A 19,871-nucleotide genomic window follows, 5' to 3' on the forward strand; every position below is an offset into this window, starting at 1 on the left:
ATGCTGGCCCGGCCCTGGCGGTTAAAGGCGGTGCCGATAAAGACGGCGGCAATCGCATCCATCAGATAGGACTGGCCGGCCAGCGGCGTAAACTGCCGCAGGTTAGCGGAGAGGATCACGCCGCCGATGGCGCACATGGCGGAGGCCGCCACCAGCACCCACAGCATGGTCAGCCGATCGCGGATCCCGGCGATCCGCGCCGCTTCCCCGTTCTGGCCAATGGCGCGAACGTACTTGCCAAAAAGCGTGCGTTCGGTAATCAGCCACGCCACCAGCCACAGCGCCAGCACGATAACCACCGGCGTCGGAATGCCGGCGATATTGCCCACCGCGAGATCGTGGTACTCCGGCGCCATTCGGCGATAGGCGATCGAGCCGCCGCCGTCGGTGTAGATCCGCTCGACGCTGCTGGCAATAAACCAGGTCCCGAGCGTGGCAAGGAACGGGCGGATCTGGCAAATCAGGATCAGAAAGGCGTTCAGCAGACCGATGATCGTCCCGCCGAGCAGGGCGTAGCCCACCGCGGCCTGCCACGGCAGGTGCCAGGTTTTCAGGGCCACCAGCGCAAAGGCGGCGCCAAAGTCGAGCGCGACGCCCACCGAGAGATCTATGGCCCCGGCGCTGACGATAAGGGTCATCGCCATCGCCACAATCAGCAGAATCGCGCTGCCCTGCAGCAGGTTAGCCCAGTTATCAACGGTCAGAAATACCGGGTTGGCCCAGCCGAACAGGGCAATGGCCAGCAGGGTGATCACGCCGAAGCCCGCCCGCGACAGATAGGCCAGCGGGCCGCCGGCGGTCTGGCCCGGCGATGAGGATTTGAGCGTCAGCTGGCTCATTGATTGCCTCCTTGATGCCTGACCGCAGACGCCGCCAGCACGATAAGGATCAGGGTGCCTTTGATGGCGCCCATCCAGAAAATATTGACCCCCAGCAGCCCGAGGCCGTTGGAGAGAGCGTTGACCAGCACCGCGCCAAGCAGCGCGCCCCAGATGGTGACGACGCGCCGGCGCGAGAAGGCGGCGCCGATAAAGGTTGCCAGCACGGTCTCCAGCAGCAGCGGCGTGGCGGTGCCGCTGGAGCTGCCCGAGCCCTGGCTTAAGAGCGGCAGGATCGCCAGACCGGCGGCGATGCCGGCCAGCAGCCAGACGTAAACCGTCAGCCGGCGCACGTTAAGCCCGCTCATTTGCGCCATATCGCGATTGCCGCCAACCGCCTGCAGATGCTGGCCGAAGCGCGAGTGGTGCACCAGCAGCTGGAACAGGGCGAATACCGCCAGCAGGTAGATCAGCGGCCAGGGAATGCCGAGCAGCGTCTGGTCGCGAAAAGCCACCATCAGCGGATCGCTGACCGCAATGCGCCGCTGGCCGGTGAGCAAATCGGTCAGGCCGGTAAAGGCGACGGAGGTTGAGAGCGTTGCCAGCAGCGGCGGCAGCCCGGCGACCAGCACCAGCCCGGCGTTGATCGCCCCGCAGGCGAGGCACACCGCCAGCGGCAGGAGGAGGAGCCACAGATAGGAGATCTGCCACTCCACCATGCCAAGGCTCAGAAGCGCGACCCCGAGCACCGCGATGGCGGGCAGCGAGAGGTCGATCCCGCCGGTGACCACGTCATCGCCGCCGACGGCAATTACGCAAACCAGTCCGAAGCAGAGAATGGCCAGCGGCACGCTCTGCACCAGCATCATGCTGATATTCTGCCAGCTTAAAAAGAAGGGAGACTGCAGGCTGAGCCAGACCAGCAGGGCAAAGAAGAGGATCAGCGGAAATTTTTCAATAAGCGTCGTCATGCCCGGCAGGCCGCGGCGCTGGATACCCGTACTCATAGCTGTTGTTCCTGTCCACCGTTAATCGTTGCCAGCAGGGCGTCGAGCGTCAGCCCCTGGGTGGCGAGATTCGCCACCAGCTCGCCGCGCCACATCACGAGGATCCGATCGCACAATCCCAGCAGCTCCGGCGCATCGCTGGAGGAGACCAGCACCGCGCGTCCGCGATCCGCCAGCTGGCGGGTACGCTGATAGATATCGCTGCGGGCGCCGATATCGACCCCGAGGGTCGGTTCATCGAGAATAAAGAGCCGCGCATCGGTGCCCAGCCAGCGGGCCAGAATCGCCTTTTGCTGATTGCCGCCGCTCATCAAGCGCACCGGCAGCTCCGGGCGGCCGGGGCGGATAGAGAGCTGCTCAATCCAGCTGCGGGCTTTCTCCAGCGCCCGGCCCCGGTGCTCCCAGCCGAGGGTGGCGGTGTCCGACAGGGAGGCCAGGTTAATGTTATCGGCGGTGGAGAAGGGGAGGATCAGCCCCTGATGGCGGCGGTCGCGAGGCACCAGCGCCATACCGGCGCGAATCGCCTGCTTCGGCGTGCGGATGCGACGCGGCTGGCCGTCGATGCTAATGACGCCGCTGTCCACGCGCTTGAGTCCATAGAGAAGGTCAACCAGCACGTCACGCCCGGCGCCCAGCAGACCGGCGATACCGACGATTTCGCCGGGCTGAATATCAAAGGTAATATCGCGCAGCTGATGGCCGTCGCCGAGCGCGCGCACCGACAGCAGCGGGGCGCTGGCGTCGGCTTCAGGCGGCGCGGACTGGCGCGGGGTATAGAGCTGCTCGATTTCCCGGCCGACCATCATTTTGATCAGCGCATCGGTATCCTGCAGCAGTGAGCGGTCAGGGTAGCCCACCACCTCGCCGTTGCGCAGCACGGTTCCGCGATCGCAGAGAGCGGCGATTTCGTTCAGATAGTGGGAAATATAGAGAATGGCGATCCCCTGCTCGCGCAGGCGCAGGATCGCCGAGGAGACCAGGCTGGCCTCCTGCACTTCCAGCGGCGCGGTAGGCTCGTCAAATACCACCAGCTTCGCGGCGCCGTCGATCAGCGCCCGGGCGATTTGCACCAGCTTGCGTTCGGCAAGGCTGAGATCGCGAATCAGCCGCCGCGGGTTAATGCTCAGCTGCCAGCTGTCGCGGAAAAAGGCCTCGGTGGCGGCGTTCATGCGCTTTCTGTCGAGCGCTCCCCAGCGGTGGCGATACTCCTGGCCGAGAAAAACGGACTCCGCCACGGTGAAGTGGGCGATCAGGTTGAGCTCCTGGTGGATAACCCGGATGCCCATCGCTTCGATGGCGGCAGGGTTGCCGAACGGGATCGGCGCGCCGTCGAGGGTGGCGCTGCCGCTATCGGCCTGGTACACGCCGGCAAGGATCTTGATCAGGGTGGATTTTCCGGCCCCGTTTTCACCGATCAGGCCGTGAATTTCACCGGGATTCAGAAGCAGCGTGACCGCATTTAATGCAGTCACGTTGGCAAAGCTTTTGCCGATCTGGCTCATGACCAGACCAGCGGCGGGGCGCTCCCCGCCGAAGGGTTGATTAATCACTGCAGTTCGCCATATCCCAGCTGTTTGTAGACCGCTTTCGCTTCCTGCGGACCCTTCACCGGGACCACCGGAATAAAGGTTTGCAGCGGCAGAGCCTGCTTAGCGAAGTAGTGCGCGACGTTATCGGCCGAGGTCTGGCCAATCAGGTGCGGCTGCTGGGCGACGTTAGCAACGAACGGGCTACCGGGTTCGGCCATAATTTCCAGGGTTTCCGGACCGGCGTCGATGGCGGTGACCTTCACGTCCTTATCGCGGCCGGTCTCTTCCAGCGCCTGCACGATCCCGATGGCCGGCTGATCCCAGCAGGCGACGTGGATAGCGTCCAGTTTGCCTTTCGGATACTGGCTGAGCAGCTCGAGGGTTTTCTTACGCGCATCTTCCGGGGAGTTGGCAAACTGTTCGGCCAGCTCTGGCTGAATAATATGAATATCCGGATAATCCTTAAGGACATATTTCCACTGGTCGTAGCGGATGCCGCAAATTCGCAGCGAGCTGGAGAACGCATTAAATACCGCAACGTTGCCTTTGCCGCCTAATTCATCGGCCATATAGCGGCCAATGGTTGAACCCAGGGTGTAGTTGTCGGAGGTCGTGTTATTGACGGAGTATTTAGAAACGTGGTCCACGGTAAATACCGGGATGCCGGCATCGCGCAGCGCTTTAAATTTAGGTTCAACGGCGCTGTCGCCGAGAATACTAATTACGGCATCAACCTTGCGTGATAATAAAATATCGTGGTTATTGGCGTGTACCTGATTATCACGACCGCCGTCAACGCCGATGACTTTACCACCCAGTTTTTCAACCTCTTCGGTGGCGCCTTTATAGGCTTCACGATCCCAGAAATGCTGGGTACCAACAACGGCGACGCCGATGGTTTTCCCCTGTAGCGACAAGGCTTCTGCGGCGGAGGCGCTGACGGAGACGAGCGTCATCAGACCCAGGGCGGCGGGCAGTAATTTTTTTCTCTGCGACATTCTTATTATAGTCCTGTGATGAAGGTGTTTGCGGATTCGTAGCATGACAATAACGACCACGCAACCTCAAATACAAAATATGTCTAAGTTATACCAATAATGGTATATCGGCGGGGCGGTGCAGGAAAACTTAATTTTGCCGGATGTAACCTGAAAATATTTCATGATGGTTGAATTAAGCCATTTTTATATTGTGGGTATAAAGTAAGATGGCTGACTTTTATTGCAAACGGTAATTGCTGCTTAATGATGGCCATATTTATGGTGGGATATGGTGAATATATTCCATGAGGCACCTAATGCGGGCGGCTGCTGGCCTGAGTGGCAGGATATTATAGCGCTGCCGGCATTTTATCTTCAGCCAGCTCCCGACTTATTATAGCGGCCTTTATCGGGTGACAACAAAACGGGCAACATGAATAAACAACATAATCTGGCGGTGATGCACTGGGGGACCTGGCAGGTGCAAACCCGCGATGGCGCCATTGACGCCGTCGTGCCGGTCGCCTGGGATAAAAATCCCTCGCGCATTGGCCAGTCCCTCACCGATGCGGTCACCGGCAATACGCGCATTCGTCGTCCGGCGGTGCGGGCCGGCTATCTCAAAAATGGTCCCGCGTCGCGAGAAGGTCGCGGCAAAGAGCCCTTTGTCGAGGTGAGCTGGGAGGTCGCCCTCGATCTGCTGGCCCGTGAGCTGACCTCGGTGAAGGCGCGCTGCGGCAACGAAGCCATATACGGCGGCTCCTACGGCTGGGCCAGCGCCGGGCGCTTCCACCATGCCCAGAGCCAGCTGCACCGCTTCCTCAAGTCTTTCGGCGGCTACACCGCCAGCACCAATACCTACAGCAGCGCCGCGGGAGAGCGTATTTTGCCGCACGTGCTGGGGCCGCTTAGCCCGCTGCATCGCCAGCACACGCACTTCTCCGAGCTGGCGCGGGAGTGTCAGCTGTTCGTGGCGATTGGCGGCCTGCCGCTGCGCAACTCTCAGGTGAGCGGCGGCGGCGCCAACGATCATATGCTGAAGCACTGGCTGGAGAAGATGCAGGCCAACGGCACGCGCTTTGTCAATATCAGCCCGGTCAGCAACGATCTGAGCGCCGTGAGCTCGGCGCAGTGGCTGGCGGTGCGTCCGGGGACCGATACCGCGCTGCTGCTGGCGCTGTGCTACGTCCTGATTACCGAATCCCTCTACGACAGCGGCTTTGTGGCCAGCCACACGGTGGGCTTTGCTCCCTACCGCGCCTATCTGCTGGGAGAGCGCGACGGAGTGGCAAAAACGCCGCGCTGGGCGGCGGAAATCGTGGGGATTTCCGAGCAGCAGATTATCTCCCTGGCGCGCGAGATGGCCAGCCAGCGCACGATGGTTAATATCTCCTGGTCCATCCAGCGCGCCCGCCAGGGGGAGCAGGCCTACTGGGCAACGGTCGCCCTGACCGCGCTGCTGGGGCAGATAGGCACCCCGGGCGGCGGACTGGGCTTCGGCTACGCCTGTACCAACCTGGCGGGCGCGGCGCGGAAAGCCTTTTCCGGCCCTCGTCTGCCGGCGGGGAAAAATAGGGTTAACGACGCGATCCCGGTGGCCCGGCTGGCGGATATGCTGCTGCATCCCGGCGGCGAGTATGAGTTTGACGGCCAGCATCTGCGCTACCCCGATATCCGCCTGGTCTACTGGGCGGGAGGCAACGCCTTTCACCATCACCAGGACCTTAACCGACTCTGCGAAGCGTGGCGACGGCCGGAAACGGTGGTGGTGCACGAGCAGTACTGGACCGCGCAGGCCAAGTTTTCCGACATCGTGCTGCCGGTGACCACCTCCCTCGAGCGGGAGGATATCGGCAGCGGCGGGCACGACGGATTTATGATTGCCATGAGCGCGCAGATCCCGCCGGTGGCGGAAGCCCGCGACGACTACGCGATTTTCTGCGATCTTGCCGCCCGCTTAGGCTGCGGGGAGCGCTTCAGCGAAGGGCGAAGCGTCGAGGAGTGGCTGCGGCATATTTATGATGAGTCGCGCCCCCGGGCCCGGGAAGAGGGCATTGAGCTGCCGTCGTTTGAGGATTTCTGGCAGCAGGGGGTGCTGGAGTACAGCGCGCCGGAGCAGCCGCAGGTCTTTCTGGCCGACTTTCGCGCCGACCCGCTGGGCTCGCCGCTCTCCACGCCGTCCGGCAAGATTGAGCTCTTCTCACAAACCGTCGCCGACTTCGGCTACCGCGAGTGCCCGGGCCATCCGTGGTGGGACGAAGAAGAGGCGAGCTGGCAGCGGGAAGAGGCCAGCCGCTGGCCGCTGCATCTGCTCTCCAGCCAGCCGCGCACGCGTCTGCACAGCCAGTACGATCACGGTAGCGTCAGCCGGGCGACCAAAATTCAGGGGCGCGAGCCGCTGTGGATGCATCCCCAGGATGCGCAGGCGCGGGGCGTAGCCGAAGGCAGCGTGGTGAAAGTGCATAACGCCCGCGGAGCGATTCTGGCCGGCGTGCATCTCAGCGACGGGATCCGCCAGGGGGTAGTGCAGATGGCCACCGGCGCCTGGTACGACCCGCTGGATCCGAGCGAAAAAGGCTCGCTGGACAAGCACGGTAATCCGAACGTGCTGACCGAAGATCGCGGCAGCTCGCGGCTGGGGCAGGGCTGCAGCGCGCAGAGCTGCTGGGTTGAGATTGTCCCGTGGCGCGAGGCGCTGCCGGCGATTACCGCCTTCGATCCGCCGGCGTTTATCAGCGCGGACGCGCTGTCCTGAACGCCAGCCCGGTGGCGCAGAGCCGCCGGACTGGACGAAGACGACTACGCCAGGCGCGGGTAGGCGTCGGCAATATCATCCCCGGTAAACTTCGCCACCCAGCCTTCCGGATTATCGAAAATGCGGATGGCGGTGAAGTTCGGTTCCGAGCCCATATCAAACCAGTGCGGGGTGTCGGCGGGGACGGAGATCAAATCGTTCTTCTCGCACAGCACCTGGAACACCTCATTGCCGATATGCAGGCAAAACAGCCCGGCGCCCTCGACGAAGAAACGCACCTCGTCTTCACCGTGGGTATGTTCGTTGAGAAACTTCGCGCGCAGCGCCTCTTTCTGCGGGTTGTCCGCGCGCAGGCTGATGACGTCCCAGCTCTGGTAGCCCTTTTCGGCAACCAGCCTGTCGATGGCGTGCTGGTAGGCTTCAATCACCGTTTCCGGCGCTGGCGCGACGCCCAGGTCGCGGTCGGCCTGCCAGCGTTCAAAGCGGACGCCTTTGGCGTTTAGCTGCTGCTGAATCTCTTCGCCGTCGGTGCTGTGCCAGATGGCGGTTGCGGCGTCATGGTCAGAAAAAATCGTTAATGCGCTCATGCAGGTATCTGCTCCGGATGAATGTCGTCAAAACGCTGAATCTGCGGATGATGGCTGGCGGGGTCGCGATCGCCGCGTACCAGCTGCAGGGTGCGAAAACCGGCCTCCTCGGCGGCATCCAGCTCCTGATGGATATCGGAAAGGAACAGGATGGCGGCGGGGTGATGACCCAGCTGTTCAGCAATGTTGCGGTAGGACTGCGCTTCGCGCTTCGCTCCTACCAGGGTATCGAAATAGCCGCTGAACAGATGAGTAATATCACCTTCGTCGCTGTAGCCAAATAACAATTTCTGCGCGGCGACCGAGCCTGAGGAATATACATATAAATCAATTCCCTGCGACTTCCACTTTTCCAGCGCCGGCAGAACATCGGGGTACAGATGGCCGGTAAAGTCGCCGTTCAGGTAGCCATCGCGCCAGATAATCCCCTGCAGCGCCTTCAGCGCGGTGGATTTGCGATCCTCCTGCATAAAGGCAAACAGCGTCTCGATAAGCTCGGCGGTGCTGGCGGCGGGGGCGGCGATTTCGTGACGCAGGTTATCAAGGATCGTTTTGACCGGCTCAGCGTACTGCTGGGCGGTCACGAAGCCTGCTAACCGTTCACGGGCGTACGGAAACAGAATGTTGTGTACGAAGCGAATGTCGCTGGTGGTACCTTCAATATCGGTCACGATGGCGCGGATCATGGTTTCTCCAGAGTGGGCGTTACGCCGCATTGACGGTGGCGGCAGACGGTAGCCGGCCAGACCTCATTATTTATACACGGCATTGTGCAAAGCGCGCTGCGGCTTTTTTGCATAACGGCGCATATAGACGTCTAAGCGTCTCGATTGCCAAATATTAACATCGTGTTATAGTGGCTTCAACAACGGCATTACAATCGGTAATAACAAAATGAGCAATAAGCCACTGATTCCTGAGAGTAAACTCCCTTCACTGGGCACCACTATTTTTAGCCAGATGAGCGCGCTTGCGCAGCAGCATCAGGCGATAAATCTTTCGCAGGGCTTCCCTGATTTTGACGGGCCGCGCTACCTGCAGGAGCGACTGGCTTTTCATGTCGCCCAGGGCGCCAACCAGTACGCCCCTATGACCGGCGTGCCGGCGCTGCGTGAAGCCATCGCCGATAAAACCGCCGAGCTTTACGGCTACCGACCGGATGCCGACAGCGATGTGACCGTGACGGCGGGCGCCACCGAGGCCCTGTATGCGGCCATTACCGCCCTGGTGCGCGACGGGGACGAGGTTATCTGCTTTGATCCGAGCTACGACAGCTATGCTCCGGCGGTGGAGCTCTCCGGCGGCGTGCTGAAGCGCATTGCCCTGCAGCCGCCGCATTTTCGCGTGGACTGGCAGCAGTTTGCCGCTGCGCTGAGCGAGCGTACCCGTCTGGTTATCCTCAATACCCCGCACAACCCGTCGGCGACGGTCTGGCAGACTGAGGATTTCGCCGCGCTGTGGCAGGCGATTGCCGAGCGCGAGATTTACGTGGTCAGCGATGAGGTTTACGAGCATATCTGCTTTGCGGCGCAGGGACACGCCAGCGTGCTGGCCCATCCGCAGCTGCGACAGCGGGCGGTGGCGGTCTCTTCGTTTGGTAAAACCTTCCATATGACCGGCTGGAAGGTCGGCTACTGCGTTGCGCCGGCGGCAATCAGCGCCGAGCTGCGCAAAGTGCATCAGTATCTGACGTTCTCGGTGAATACGCCGGCGCAGCTGGCTATCGCCGATATGCTGCGCCACGAGCCGGAGCACTATCGCCAGCTGCCCGAGTTTTACCAGCAGCGTCGCGACCTGTTTATTGAGGCCCTGCGCGCCAGTCGCCTCGAGATATTACCCTGCGAGGGCACCTACTTCCTGCTGGCCGACTACAGCGCGGTTTCCGATCTCGACGACGTCAGCTTTTGCCGCTGGCTGACGACGGAAATCGGCGTGGCGGCGATCCCGCTGTCGGTATTCTGCGCCGATCCGTTCCCGCACCGCCTGATTCGGCTGTGCTTTGCCAAGCAGCCGGCAACCCTGCTGGCCGCCGCGGAGCGTCTGCGCCAGCTGTAGCGCGCGGAAATCAGGTCGCTGAGAGAATTAACGGTCGCCGGGAGTGACAGGTCGATCGTTAATTCTCGTTTATTACCGCTTTCGTTATTTTAATTTTTCCGCTTTATTGTCAGATATTCACGTGGCCGATAATTAACGGCGGCCGCTATTATCGCAATGCCGCCTTTTCAATCAGCGAAGCTAAAACCGGGTGGGCCATTTGCACCCGATTATAAATCATATGAATCATTGCCCGGGGAATATCCGCCGGCGCAGGGAGCACTTTCAGCCGGTGGTCAAATAGCGGCGGGCCTGACGCGACTTTGGGAATAAAACCGATAAAATCAGTCTGGCTAATAATATTGAGGATGGCAATGTGTGAGTCGCTGCTGAAGGCGATATTCCGCTCGGGGAACAGTTTTTCAAGCCGGTAGTCAACCGCCTGCATTCCGGCTTCTTTGGTCAGATAGTCGGTAAAGCGCTCGCGGGCAACGGCTTTCGCAGAGGTGAGGTCGGCTATGCGCGGATGATTCTGCCGGCAGACCAGCACCATCTCTATTTCCGCGAACGGCAGGCAGACGGTAGAGGGAGTGGCAAGCGGCGAGAGGCTAAAAATCAGGTCGGCTTTGCGGTAGGTGAGCAGGCTCTCCGCCGACTCCGAGGCGAGCTGAAGGTCGTGGTGCTCCACCTGCAGGTTGGGGTCGCCGTAGAGCGCGCTGATAAGCGTTGCCGAGCAGGGCGAGAGGAAAAACTGCGGGCTGTAAATAACAAAGCGTTTACTCAGCTCGGCGCCGTGGACGATATTAATCGTCTGCTCCAGCTGGTTGAGGTTTTGCTCGAGATGGCGATGAAGGTTCACCGCCAGGGTAGTGGGGCTCATCCCTTTACCGGAGCGGATAAACAGCGGATCGTTGAGCTGATTGCGCAGGCGCTGCAGCGACTGGCTGACGGCGGAAGGGGTAATAAATAAGGTTCCCGCGGCCTGGCTGATACTTAAATGCTGATAGATACATTCAAAAATAACCAGTAGGTTAAGATCGAACTTTTTAAGTTCGTAAAGTTTAGCCATGGCTAGCATCCTTTGCGTTGCTGTGTCCGGTATGAATTATTATTTTATTTGTTTGTTGTATTTAATTTGCGTGGTGATTGATGGGCTGAATTATTTAAGGCCGGGTTTATTGGTGACTCTGAATGTATATGACCAAAAGTGATTTAGCCAGACCCTTTTGTGGCGAATTGTCTGGCTATGCGAAATATGACGTGGCGCTTTATTTTTCGCCCATCATCACCTGCAGCTTATCCGCTTCCGGCAGGCCGACAACCTGCTGCAGCATATTTTCTTTATTCATATAGTAAATAGCCGGCGTGGCGTTCGCTCCCAGCTGGTCCATCAGCTGCTGGTTCTGGTTGAGGGTGCGTATTTTGTCCTCGGGAATTTTCGCCGGGATCGCAATTTTCATTTTTCCGGCCGATTTTTCGTAATCGTGCCAGGTTTTTGCCGGATCGCGGCTGGCGAGAATGGCGGCGGCTACCGGCGTACTCTCCGGTTTGATAACCCCGACCAGCAGCGTGCGAATCTGCACTTTCCCCGACTCTACCCAGGGCCGAGCCTGCTGCCAGAACTGCTTGCAGTACGGGCAGAAGGGGTCGGCGAAGACGTAGAGAATAATCGGCGCCTCTTTTTTCCCGTCAAGCAGCCAGCTGGCGGCCTCCATCTGCTTCCACATCTGCTGGCCTGCCGGCGTATAGAGCTCCTTCTGGAACAGCTGTTCGCTAAGGTTAGTGCCGTTTTCGTCATACATGTAGCCGGAGATAGCGTGCTTGCCGTCGGGGGTGAGATAGATAGCGACGCCCATGTCCTGATATTTACCCAGCCAGCCTTTCACTCCGCCCGGCGCTTCGAAGGGTTTAATGATGGTAATACCCTGTTTTTCTATCGCTTTTACGGGGGCAGGGAGCTCTTCTGCATAGCTACATAAGGGCAAAAGACCCAGCAAAAGCAGACGTTTTAACATGATTATTCCTTGTAAAATCAATGGAGAAGGTACGGCAGATGATGGAACCTATCGCAGCTATAGGCAAGACCTGCGCCCGGACAGATTGCCCTTTGCCAGGGCGGATGGTGTAATCGCCCATGCTGTTACATTAAGGTAATGTAGAGCGCAACGCATAGCCAGCCTGCCTGGCACTGAATCTACCTTCGGGTATTTCAGGTAATAGGGCCGCCTGAATGGGCGGCCTTTTTACTTTATCGGCCTGGCGAGTACGGCCGATTGTGCGACTTGTCCCGACGGGTTCACAAAGCTGTCTTGTTGCGGTTGTTAGATATTGCTTATTGATTTGATAATGCAAACGCATTGGTCGGGTCAGGAAAAATTCGTTACCTTAGACCTCAACGAAAACACGGAGGAAGTATAGATGTCCTTAATTAACACTAAAATCAAACCTTTCAAAAACCAGGCGTTCAAAAACGGTGAGTTCATCGAAGTTACCGAGAAAGACACCGAAGGCCGCTGGAGCGTTTTCTTCTTCTATCCGGCTGACTTCACCTTCGTATGCCCGACTGAACTGGGCGACGTTGCTGACCATCACGAAGAGCTGCAGAAGCTGGGCGTAGACGTCTATTCTGTTTCCACCGATACCCACTTTACTCACAAAGCATGGCACAGCAGCTCTGACACCATCGCTAAAATCAAGTATGCGATGATTGGTGACCCGACTGGCGCCCTGACCCGTAACTTCGAAAATATGCGTGAAGACGAAGGCCTGGCCGACCGCGGCACCTTTATCGTTGACCCGCAGGGCATCATTCAGGCTATCGAAGTTACCGCTGAAGGTATCGGCCGCGATGCGTCTGACCTGCTGCGTAAAATCAAAGCGGCGCAGTACGTTGCTTCCCACCCAGGCGAAGTTTGCCCGGCGAAATGGAAAGAAGGCGATGCGACTCTGGCTCCGTCCTTAGATCTGGTCGGTAAAATCTAAATTTCCATGTCTTTCACGCCATGGCGGCGTTGGCGACACCTGCTCACCCCGGTCACTTGCTTATGTAAGCTCTCGGGATCCCCAGGCTAGCCGCCTTGCCCTGACGCGAAATTCAGGGGAAATTGATACCGAATAACGGGTGTTTTATTACGCCCGTTTTTCTTCCAAACCCCATGATGCAAGCCGCATTCAGGCAGCCGCGAGGCCGCTTGCATGATGACGTTTTAAGAGAGGGATACGAGATGCTCGAAGCAAACATGAAAACCCAGCTCAGGGCCTACCTTGAGAAACTGACTAAGCCCGTTGAGCTGATCGCTACGCTGGACGACAGCGCTAAATCGGCAGAAATCAAAGAACTGCTGGCAGAAATCGCCGAGCTGTCTGAGAAAGTGACGTTTAAAGAAGACAACACGCTCGCCGTGCGCAAACCGTCTTTCCTGATTACGAATCCAGGTTCTACCCAGGGGCCGCGCTTTGCCGGCTCTCCGCTGGGGCACGAGTTTACCTCTCTGGTTCTGGCGCTGCTGTGGACCGGCGGCCATCCGTCGAAAGAGGCCCAGGCCCTGCTGGAACAGATCCGCGACCTCGACGGTGATTTTGAGTTTGAAACCTACTACTCGCTCACCTGCCATAACTGCCCGGACGTGGTGCAGGCGCTGAACCTGATGGCGGTGCTGAACCCGCGTATTAAGCATACGGCGATTGACGGCGGGACGTTCCAGAATGAGATTACCGATCGTAACGTGATGGGCGTTCCGGCGGTCTTTGTCAACGGCAAGGAGTTTGGCCAGGGGCGCATGACGCTGGCGGAGATCGTCGCGAAGGTTGACACCGGCGCGGAGAAACGTGCCGCGGAAGAGCTGAACAAGCGCGACGCTTATGACGTGCTGATCGTTGGCTCCGGCCCGTCCGGCGCGGCGGCGGCGGTTTACTCGGCGCGTAAAGGGATTCGTACCGGCCTGATGGGCGAACGCTTCGGCGGCCAGGTGCTGGATACCGTGGATATCGAAAACTACATTTCGGTACCGAAAACGGAAGGTCAGAAGCTGGCCGGGGCGCTGAAGGCTCACGTCAGTGAATATGATGTGGACGTCATTGACTCCCAGAGCGCGTCGAAACTGGTTCCGGCGGCGGTAGAAGGCGGCCTGCATCAGATCGAAACCGCCTCCGGCGCGGTGCTGAAGGCGCGCAGTATCATCATCGCCACCGGCGCTAAATGGCGCAACATGAACGTGCCGGGTGAAGACCAGTACCGGACGAAAGGGGTGACCTATTGCCCGCACTGCGACGGCCCGCTGTTTAAAGGCAAGCGCGTGGCGGTGATCGGCGGCGGCAACTCCGGCGTCGAGGCGGCAATCGATCTGGCGGGCGTGGTTGAACACGTGACGCTGCTGGAATTCGCCCCTGAAATGAAGGCGGACCAGGTGCTGCAGGACAAAGTTCGCAGCCTGAAAAACGTCGACATTATTCTTAACGCGCAGACGACGGAAGTGGTCGGCGATGGCAGCAAGGTGACCGGACTGCAGTATCGCGATCGGCTGAGCGGTGATGAGCATCACGTCGAGCTGGCGGGGATCTTCGTACAGATTGGCCTGCTGCCTAATACCACCTGGCTGGAAGGCGCGATTGAGCGTAACCGGATGGGTGAAATTATCATCGATGCGAAGTGCGAAACTAACGTCAAGGGCGTGTTTGCCGCGGGCGACTGCACCACCGTACCGTACAAGCAGATTATTATCGCCGCCGGCGAAGGGGCAAAAGCGTCTCTGAGCTCGTTCGATTATCTGATTCGTACCAAAACCGCATAATAAAAGAAAGTAAGAGCGACCTGCACAGCAAAGAGGCTACCCTTGGGTAGCCTCTTTTTTTATCGCCTTTCCACACGTCGTCGCAGGCGAAGCGGCGTATCCCGCTTATCGGACAACCATTACCGGAATATGCGCGTGGCGAATAACGCTCGAAGCGTTAGAACCGAGCAGATGGGTGCTGATAGACGGATTGCGTGAGCCAATGACCACCACGTCGGCGTTAATTTCGTTGGCCAGCTCGTTAACCATGTCCCGCACGTTGCCGAAGCGGACGTGCTTTTTAATGCGCGAGGGATCGATGCTGAAGTGCCCGGCCATGGTGGTTAGCCGCGTTTCCGCTTCATGCTGCAGATGCTCTTCAAAGCGGCGCAGGTCGGCGGTGAATCGGCTCATGGTGAAGCTGGATGAGCCTGGCAATACGTGGAGCAGGTGAATAATTCCGTCCTGCTGGGCCAAAAACTCCGCGTGGCGGACGGCTTTGTCGCTTAACTCCATCTCAAAAACGTCAACCGGCATAATGATTGTTTTATACATATGCATTCCTCCTTGTTCGACTGTTTCTATATCAACATATTATACAAATACATTGTGCCATTCAGGTCGCAAAACTGTCAGATCGGGTTAAGGGAGGCGTAAAAGTTTGTCAGGGCGGGGAGGGCAGAAAGAGGATGCAAAGACACCCTCTGATAAAGCGCAGAACGCTTCAGGCGGCGGGAGAGTTAGCGGTGAAATTCACCCGCGGCTTCCGGCTGGTACAGCAGTTCGAGGACTTCGAGGTGCGCAGAGGCGCCGCCCGGTAATTCCCAGTGAATGGCGCTGCCGACCTTCAGGCCGAGTAGTGCGGCACCGACGGGGGCGAGTACCGAAAGCTGGGTGGCGCTATCGGTGACCTGGGAGGGGAAAACCAGGGTGCGCACGCGCTCTTCGCCGCTGGACAAATCACGGAATCTGACGGTGCTGTTCATGCTGACAACATCATGCGGCATCGCTTCTGGCGCCAGCATTTGTGCGCGATCCAGCTCGTCGTTCAGCGCATCGGCGACCGGAGAACTGGCGAACGCCGGCTGCTCGAGCAGCCTGTCGATGCGTTCGGCATCGAACTCGTTAATGATGATTGTGGGTCTGGTCATTGCATACTCCATGTTATCCAGGAACCTGTCCGTAAAAGAAAACCCTCACCGAAAATGGCAAGGGTTAATGTCTTCCCATCATACTGAGACTTGTCGGCGGTTTGAAGTGATTAAACGCACATTCAGCAACGATCGCCAAAGGAGCCAGATGAAATTTATGCTGCTGCCGTCACGGCCAGAAAAATTGTCTTATCCTTTTTAGGCGGTATCAGGCTCGTCCCTTCCACTACATGCAGGAGACTCTATGAGCGGTTTTGACAAACTTACTCTCGATGACGGCAGCTATCTGTATTTCAAAGACTGGGGGAGCGGGCAGCCGGTTGTTTTTAGCCACGGCTGGCCGCTAACGGCTGACGCTTTCGAAGACCAGATGCTGTTTCTGGCTGATAACGGGTTTCGGGCGATCGCCCACGATCGCCGCGGCCATGGTCGATCGGCCCAGCCCTGGGACGGCCACAACATGGATACCTATGCTGACGATCTGGCTCAGCTGACGGCGCATCTCGACCTGCGCGATGCGGTGCACGTGGGCCACTCCACCGGCGGTGGCGAGGTGGCGCGCTATATCGGGCGCCACGGGACCGAAAGGGTGGCCAAAGCGGTGCTTATCAGCGCCGTGACGCCGATAATGATCCGCACGGACTTCAACCCGGACGGCGTGCCGAAGGCGGTATTTGACAGCATCAGGGAGGGCGTTATCGAGGACCGCGGCGCGTTCTTCTATGAGCTGACCGCCGCGTTCTACGGCTACAACCGCGACGGCGCCAAAGAGTCAAAAGCGGTGCGCGAAGGGTTCGTCGAACAGGGACTGCAGGGGTCGATTAAGGCGCTTTATGACTGTATCAAAGCCTTCTCGGAAACCGACCTGCGAGAGGACCTGCGCAAGATGACCATCCCAACCCTGGTTATCCACGGCGATGACGACCAGATCGTGCCTTTCGAAACCTGCGGTAAAGCGGCGGCGCAAATATTGCCTGACGCCAGATTGACCGTCTACAAAGGCGGGTCGCACGGGATTTGCACGACCCACAAGCATCAGATTAATCAGGATTTACTGGCGTTTATTCGCGAATGAAGCCCCTGCGGCGGCTGGCGCCGCCGCATGATTAACTGCCGACCTTATCGAGAACAAACTGCTTAGCGCAGTTGCCCGGATGGGGCTGGGGCAGGAAGGCGTCGGCGGAGAGCGGCGTATTGATGGCCGCGGCCTTGATGGCTATTTGTATTTCGGTTAAATAGGCCGGATTGCCGCTGCAGGTCAGCTTGAAGGCCTTAACGCTCTGCTTTCCCCAGGCCTCGGCGATGGCCGCATCGAAGTCGTCGCGGCTAACGCTCTGTCCGTAGTGCTTCGCGAGGAATGTCCCGATGGCGCTGTGCTTCACTTCGCCGCCGAGGCGGACCATGGTGCCGAAGTAGCTGTCAGGATCGAAGCCAAAACAGACGCCGTGTTTTGCATATTCGTAGCGCTCAAGGCAGGAGTTGCCGCCGGAGCCGGGCATCACGCTGTTGAGCTTATTGGCCATCTCCAGCGACAGGCCGGTTTCCGCAGCCTGGCATTTCCGCCCGGCTTTGACCTCCGGCATATTGGGTATCGGGCGCGTGGCGCAGCCAAAACGCATCCAGCGGCGATCGTCCACGCCGCGAGCGGCGATGGATTTCGGCAGACCCGGCCACAGGCCGTGTACGGTGAGATAATCGGTTTTGTTGGCCGTTTCCTGCTGCAGGCGGCACTCTTCCGGCTCGCCGCGGTTTCGGTCATGCATGCTCTGGCAGAAACCGGTTTGCCAGGATAAGGCCAGTACGTAGCGGTCGAAATCGCCGTATTGTGTTGCGGTGAGCGGTTCAGCGCCGACCTGAGTTGCCGTTAGCAAGAGGGCAATGGCGACGAAATCCTTCCTGAACATTTTTATTCCTGATAGTGGATGGTCATGAGTTCCTCGAATTATTAAAGCATAAAAAAGGCGCCTGCTGGCGCCTTTTCACGTTTATTGAACGGTGGTTCCGGGCACCAGAATTTCGGTGGCGATAATCACCACCAGCAGGCCGACAAGAACCGGTACCGAGGTCCGCTTCACCACCTCAAACGGCGAGATTTTTGCCATCCCGGCCACGGCAACCACCACCCCCGATACCGGGGAAATAGTCCGGCCAAGGTTGGATGCCTGCAGCATCGGGATCGACAGATAGGCCGGGTTAATACCCGACGAGTGCGCCAGCTTGGGGATCATCTCAACGAAGGCGTAAAACGGGGCGTTACCTGAACCGGTCGTCATGGCTGCCAGCATCGTCAGCACCACCAGCACCAGCATCAGAATGATGCTGGCGGAGCCAAACGAGGTCGCAATCGAAATCAGGCTATTGATAAAGCCGATGGTGCTCAGGCCCTGGGCAAACACGCCGGCGGCGACCAGCAGCATGACCACGCCGGCAAAGGCGTCGGCCATCCCGCGATAGGCGGCTTCCAGCCCGCTGAAGACGTTTTTGGTGTTAAAGCCGCGGCAGAATTCCAGCACCGCCGCCAGCAGCATGCACATCACCAGGATGGCAATAATATGCAGCTCCGGGCCCCATTTCCCGTCGAAGATAAGCACGCCGATAATGGGCGTGAAGGGCAGAATGGCGTAGAAGGAGGGGGCGGTCGTAGTTATCTCGTTGACGTCGAGCATTTCGTGGGCGACGTTCTCTTTCTTATCCAGATAGCGCTGCCAGAAAAAGTGGGCGATCGCCATGGCGATAATCGCCGCAATGGAGATAGGCAGCGTGGTCTTAAAGGCAAAGTCGATGAGCGGCATTTCGGCGGCCTTCGCCGCGAGAACGACATCGCCGGAGGTCGGGGAGAGGATAATGGCCGCCGGGGAGGCGCAAATGGCCGCCGCCGCGCCGCGGCTGATCCCGACGTTGACCATCACCGGGAACAGCGTTGCCATCAGCAGAACGCCGAGGCCGGTCGCCGAAGAGACGGCCAGCGACATCAGGCAGGCGACAAAATAGGCGGCGATCATCAGCAGGTAGGGGGAGTTAATGTAGCGCAGGGGCTTCGAGGCCAGTTTGACCACCATATCGTTGGCGCCGATATGCGTCATGTAGGTGGCAAATCCGCAGAGCATCATGATCATCATGCCGAGGTCGCCGCCGCGGCTCATCAGCAGAATTTTGATGTATTCGATGATGTCGGTCGCGGAATAGCCCGTGCTTTTCGCCTCGCCGGGTAAAATTTTATGTCCCATCAGCGCGCTGACGATAAGCAGCGTCAAACCGCCAACAAAGAGAACGCCGGTGGCGGCGTACCCTTTGATGATATAGCGGGCGACGCCCACAATGACCACGACCCCAATAAGGATCTCAACTAGCGTAAGCATTATTTTACCCCTGAACCATTAACCCAAAGAATCTGCTGATAAATAAGGTTGTACAAAAATTAAGGGAGGGAATGTGCCGAATAAATCGACGAAACATGCTGATGCAAATCAATAAACCGATGAGAATTGCCTAATCAGCGCCAGGTGCGCGGGCGCTATCACAAAGTCGACGGGCAGGGTTGTTGCGAGTTCGTGGGAGGTAAATCAAGACTTTGCCTTATTTCGTTAAGGTTATATTAAGATTATATTTGCTACTTTATCCCGCTTTAAAATCGATATTGGTAATTGAGAAGTGTTAAGACTACGTTATGTTGTACCGTTTTTACTCAGTTTTTCCGGGCTGCTGCTCTCCTGCGGGATAGCAAACGCGTCATTCAGCTCGACGATTCGCGATGGCTATAACACCTTAAGCGATAACGTTGCGGAGACCTGGCAGGAGCCAGAACACTACGATCTATATGTTCCCGCCATCACCTGGCACGCCCGCTTTGCCTATGACAAAGAGAAAACCGATCGGTACAACGAGCGTCCCTGGGGAGCGGGTTTCGGCGTGTCGCGCTGGGATGATAAAGGCAACTGGCATGGCCTGTACGCGATGGCATTTAAGGACTCGTATAACAAATGGGAACCTATCGCCGGCTACGGCTGGGAGAAAACCTGGCGTCCGCTGGCCGACGATAACTTTCATCTTGGGCTCGGCTATACGCTCGGGGTAACCGCGCGCGATAACTGGCACTATATTCCGCTGCCGGTGGTGCTGCCGATGGCGTCTATCGGCTACGGCCCGGCGACGTTCCAGATGACCTACATTCCCGGTACCTATAACAACGGTAACGTTTACTTTGCCTGGGCCCGCTTTCAGTTTTAATCCGCAATAGCTTA

The 19,871-nt window shown here is 58.5% G+C and carries 18 protein-coding genes; 6 read left to right on the plus strand and 12 right to left on the minus strand.

Annotated features, from left to right (window positions below; all coding sequences use genetic code 11):
• From PFH44_RS11345 to PFH44_RS11360, 4 genes are all read right to left on the minus strand, one after another.
• Positions 1 to 839 (minus strand): ABC transporter permease (locus tag PFH44_RS11345; RefSeq protein ID WP_283825046.1); only part of this gene is annotated, 839 nt, incomplete at its 3' end.
• On the minus strand, positions 836 to 1,825 hold the full coding sequence (locus PFH44_RS11350; protein WP_041144553.1) for an ABC transporter permease: 990 nt from the start codon (positions 1,823 to 1,825) through the stop codon (positions 836 to 838). The genes PFH44_RS11350 and PFH44_RS11345, both read right to left, overlap by 4 nt.
• The gene (locus tag PFH44_RS11355; protein WP_283825055.1) at positions 1,822 to 3,327 is read right to left on the minus strand and encodes a sugar ABC transporter ATP-binding protein; all 1,506 of its coding nucleotides are present in this window, start codon (positions 3,325 to 3,327) and stop codon (positions 1,822 to 1,824) included. Before PFH44_RS11355 ends, PFH44_RS11350 begins: the two co-directional genes overlap by 4 nt.
• Positions 3,328 to 3,371: 44 nt before the next feature.
• The gene (locus tag PFH44_RS11360; RefSeq protein WP_045854439.1) at positions 3,372 to 4,352 is read right to left on the minus strand and encodes a sugar ABC transporter substrate-binding protein; all 981 of its coding nucleotides are present in this window, start codon (positions 4,350 to 4,352) and stop codon (positions 3,372 to 3,374) included.
• A gap of 415 nt (positions 4,353 to 4,767) precedes the next feature.
• Here PFH44_RS11360 and PFH44_RS11365 point away from each other — a divergent pair, with 415 nt between their 5' ends.
• On the plus strand, positions 4,768 to 7,089 hold the full coding sequence (locus PFH44_RS11365) for a molybdopterin-dependent oxidoreductase (RefSeq protein WP_283825047.1): 2,322 nt from the start codon (positions 4,768 to 4,770) through the stop codon (positions 7,087 to 7,089).
• Positions 7,090 to 7,133: 44 nt separating this feature from the next.
• On the opposite strand, the gene PFH44_RS11370 is transcribed toward PFH44_RS11365, so the two are convergent.
• Together PFH44_RS11370 and mtnC are read right to left on the minus strand one after the other, a co-directional pair.
• Positions 7,134 to 7,676 carry a 1,2-dihydroxy-3-keto-5-methylthiopentene dioxygenase gene (locus PFH44_RS11370; protein ID WP_045854441.1) on the minus strand — a complete coding sequence of 181 codons (543 nt, stop codon included), beginning with the start codon at positions 7,674 to 7,676 and terminating at the stop codon, positions 7,134 to 7,136.
• On the minus strand, positions 7,673 to 8,362 hold the full coding sequence (mtnC, locus tag PFH44_RS11375) for an acireductone synthase (protein WP_045854442.1): 690 nt from the start codon (positions 8,360 to 8,362) through the stop codon (positions 7,673 to 7,675). Before mtnC ends, PFH44_RS11370 begins: the two co-directional genes overlap by 4 nt.
• A gap of 223 nt (positions 8,363 to 8,585) precedes the next feature.
• On the opposite strand from mtnC, the gene PFH44_RS11380 reads away from it, so the two are divergent.
• Positions 8,586 to 9,731: a pyridoxal phosphate-dependent aminotransferase gene (locus tag PFH44_RS11380; RefSeq protein ID WP_161795669.1), complete on the plus strand. Its 1,146-nt coding sequence runs from the start codon at positions 8,586 to 8,588 to the stop codon at positions 9,729 to 9,731.
• A gap of 148 nt (positions 9,732 to 9,879) precedes the next feature.
• Here PFH44_RS11380 and citR read toward each other — a convergent pair whose 3' ends face one another.
• Both citR and dsbG read right to left on the minus strand, forming a co-directional pair.
• Positions 9,880 to 10,779: a DNA-binding transcriptional repressor CitR gene (gene citR, locus PFH44_RS11385; RefSeq protein ID WP_283825048.1), complete on the minus strand. Its 900-nt coding sequence runs from the start codon at positions 10,777 to 10,779 to the stop codon at positions 9,880 to 9,882.
• Positions 10,780 to 10,978: 199 nt separating this feature from the next.
• Positions 10,979 to 11,725, minus strand: a complete 747-nt coding sequence (gene dsbG, locus PFH44_RS11390) for a thiol:disulfide interchange protein DsbG (RefSeq protein WP_283825049.1) — start codon at positions 11,723 to 11,725, stop codon at positions 10,979 to 10,981.
• A 403-nt stretch (positions 11,726 to 12,128) separates the two neighbouring features.
• Between dsbG and ahpC the strand changes: the two genes are divergently transcribed.
• Together ahpC and ahpF are read left to right on the plus strand one after the other, a co-directional pair.
• Positions 12,129 to 12,692 carry an alkyl hydroperoxide reductase subunit C gene (ahpC, locus tag PFH44_RS11395; RefSeq protein ID WP_045854446.1) on the plus strand — a complete coding sequence of 188 codons (564 nt, stop codon included), beginning with the start codon at positions 12,129 to 12,131 and terminating at the stop codon, positions 12,690 to 12,692.
• A gap of 242 nt (positions 12,693 to 12,934) precedes the next feature.
• On the plus strand, positions 12,935 to 14,500 hold the full coding sequence (gene ahpF / locus PFH44_RS11400; protein WP_045854447.1) for an alkyl hydroperoxide reductase subunit F: 1,566 nt from the start codon (positions 12,935 to 12,937) through the stop codon (positions 14,498 to 14,500).
• Positions 14,501 to 14,605: 105 nt separating this feature from the next.
• On the opposite strand, the gene uspG is transcribed toward ahpF, so the two are convergent.
• Entirely contained in the window at positions 14,606 to 15,034 is a 429-nt protein-coding gene (gene uspG / locus PFH44_RS11405; protein ID WP_045854448.1) for a universal stress protein UspG, read from the minus strand.
• A gap of 185 nt (positions 15,035 to 15,219) precedes the next feature.
• The gene (rnk, locus tag PFH44_RS11410) at positions 15,220 to 15,630 is read right to left on the minus strand and encodes a nucleoside diphosphate kinase regulator (RefSeq protein ID WP_045854449.1); all 411 of its coding nucleotides are present in this window, start codon (positions 15,628 to 15,630) and stop codon (positions 15,220 to 15,222) included.
• Between the two features lie 244 nt (positions 15,631 to 15,874).
• On the opposite strand from rnk, the gene PFH44_RS11415 reads away from it, so the two are divergent.
• The gene (locus PFH44_RS11415) at positions 15,875 to 16,705 is read left to right on the plus strand and encodes an alpha/beta fold hydrolase (protein WP_045854450.1); all 831 of its coding nucleotides are present in this window, start codon (positions 15,875 to 15,877) and stop codon (positions 16,703 to 16,705) included.
• A gap of 31 nt (positions 16,706 to 16,736) precedes the next feature.
• Here the strand turns inward: PFH44_RS11415 and rna are convergent, their stop codons facing one another.
• The gene (gene rna, locus PFH44_RS11420) at positions 16,737 to 17,534 is read right to left on the minus strand and encodes a ribonuclease I (protein ID WP_283825050.1); all 798 of its coding nucleotides are present in this window, start codon (positions 17,532 to 17,534) and stop codon (positions 16,737 to 16,739) included.
• 81 nt (positions 17,535 to 17,615) lie between these two features.
• On the minus strand, positions 17,616 to 18,989 hold the full coding sequence (gene dcuC / locus PFH44_RS11425; protein WP_283825051.1) for an anaerobic C4-dicarboxylate transporter DcuC: 1,374 nt from the start codon (positions 18,987 to 18,989) through the stop codon (positions 17,616 to 17,618).
• 292 nt (positions 18,990 to 19,281) lie between these two features.
• On the opposite strand from dcuC, the gene pagP reads away from it, so the two are divergent.
• Complete coding sequence (gene pagP / locus PFH44_RS11430) at positions 19,282 to 19,857, plus strand: lipid IV(A) palmitoyltransferase PagP (protein WP_045854453.1); 576 nt, start codon at positions 19,282 to 19,284, stop codon at positions 19,855 to 19,857.
• The last annotated feature ends 14 nt before the right edge of the window (positions 19,858 to 19,871 follow it).

Origin of the sequence: Klebsiella sp. Ech2A (assembly GCF_030078455.1) — a bacterium.
Classification (GTDB): Bacteria; Pseudomonadota; Gammaproteobacteria; order Enterobacterales; family Enterobacteriaceae; genus Klebsiella; species Klebsiella terrigena.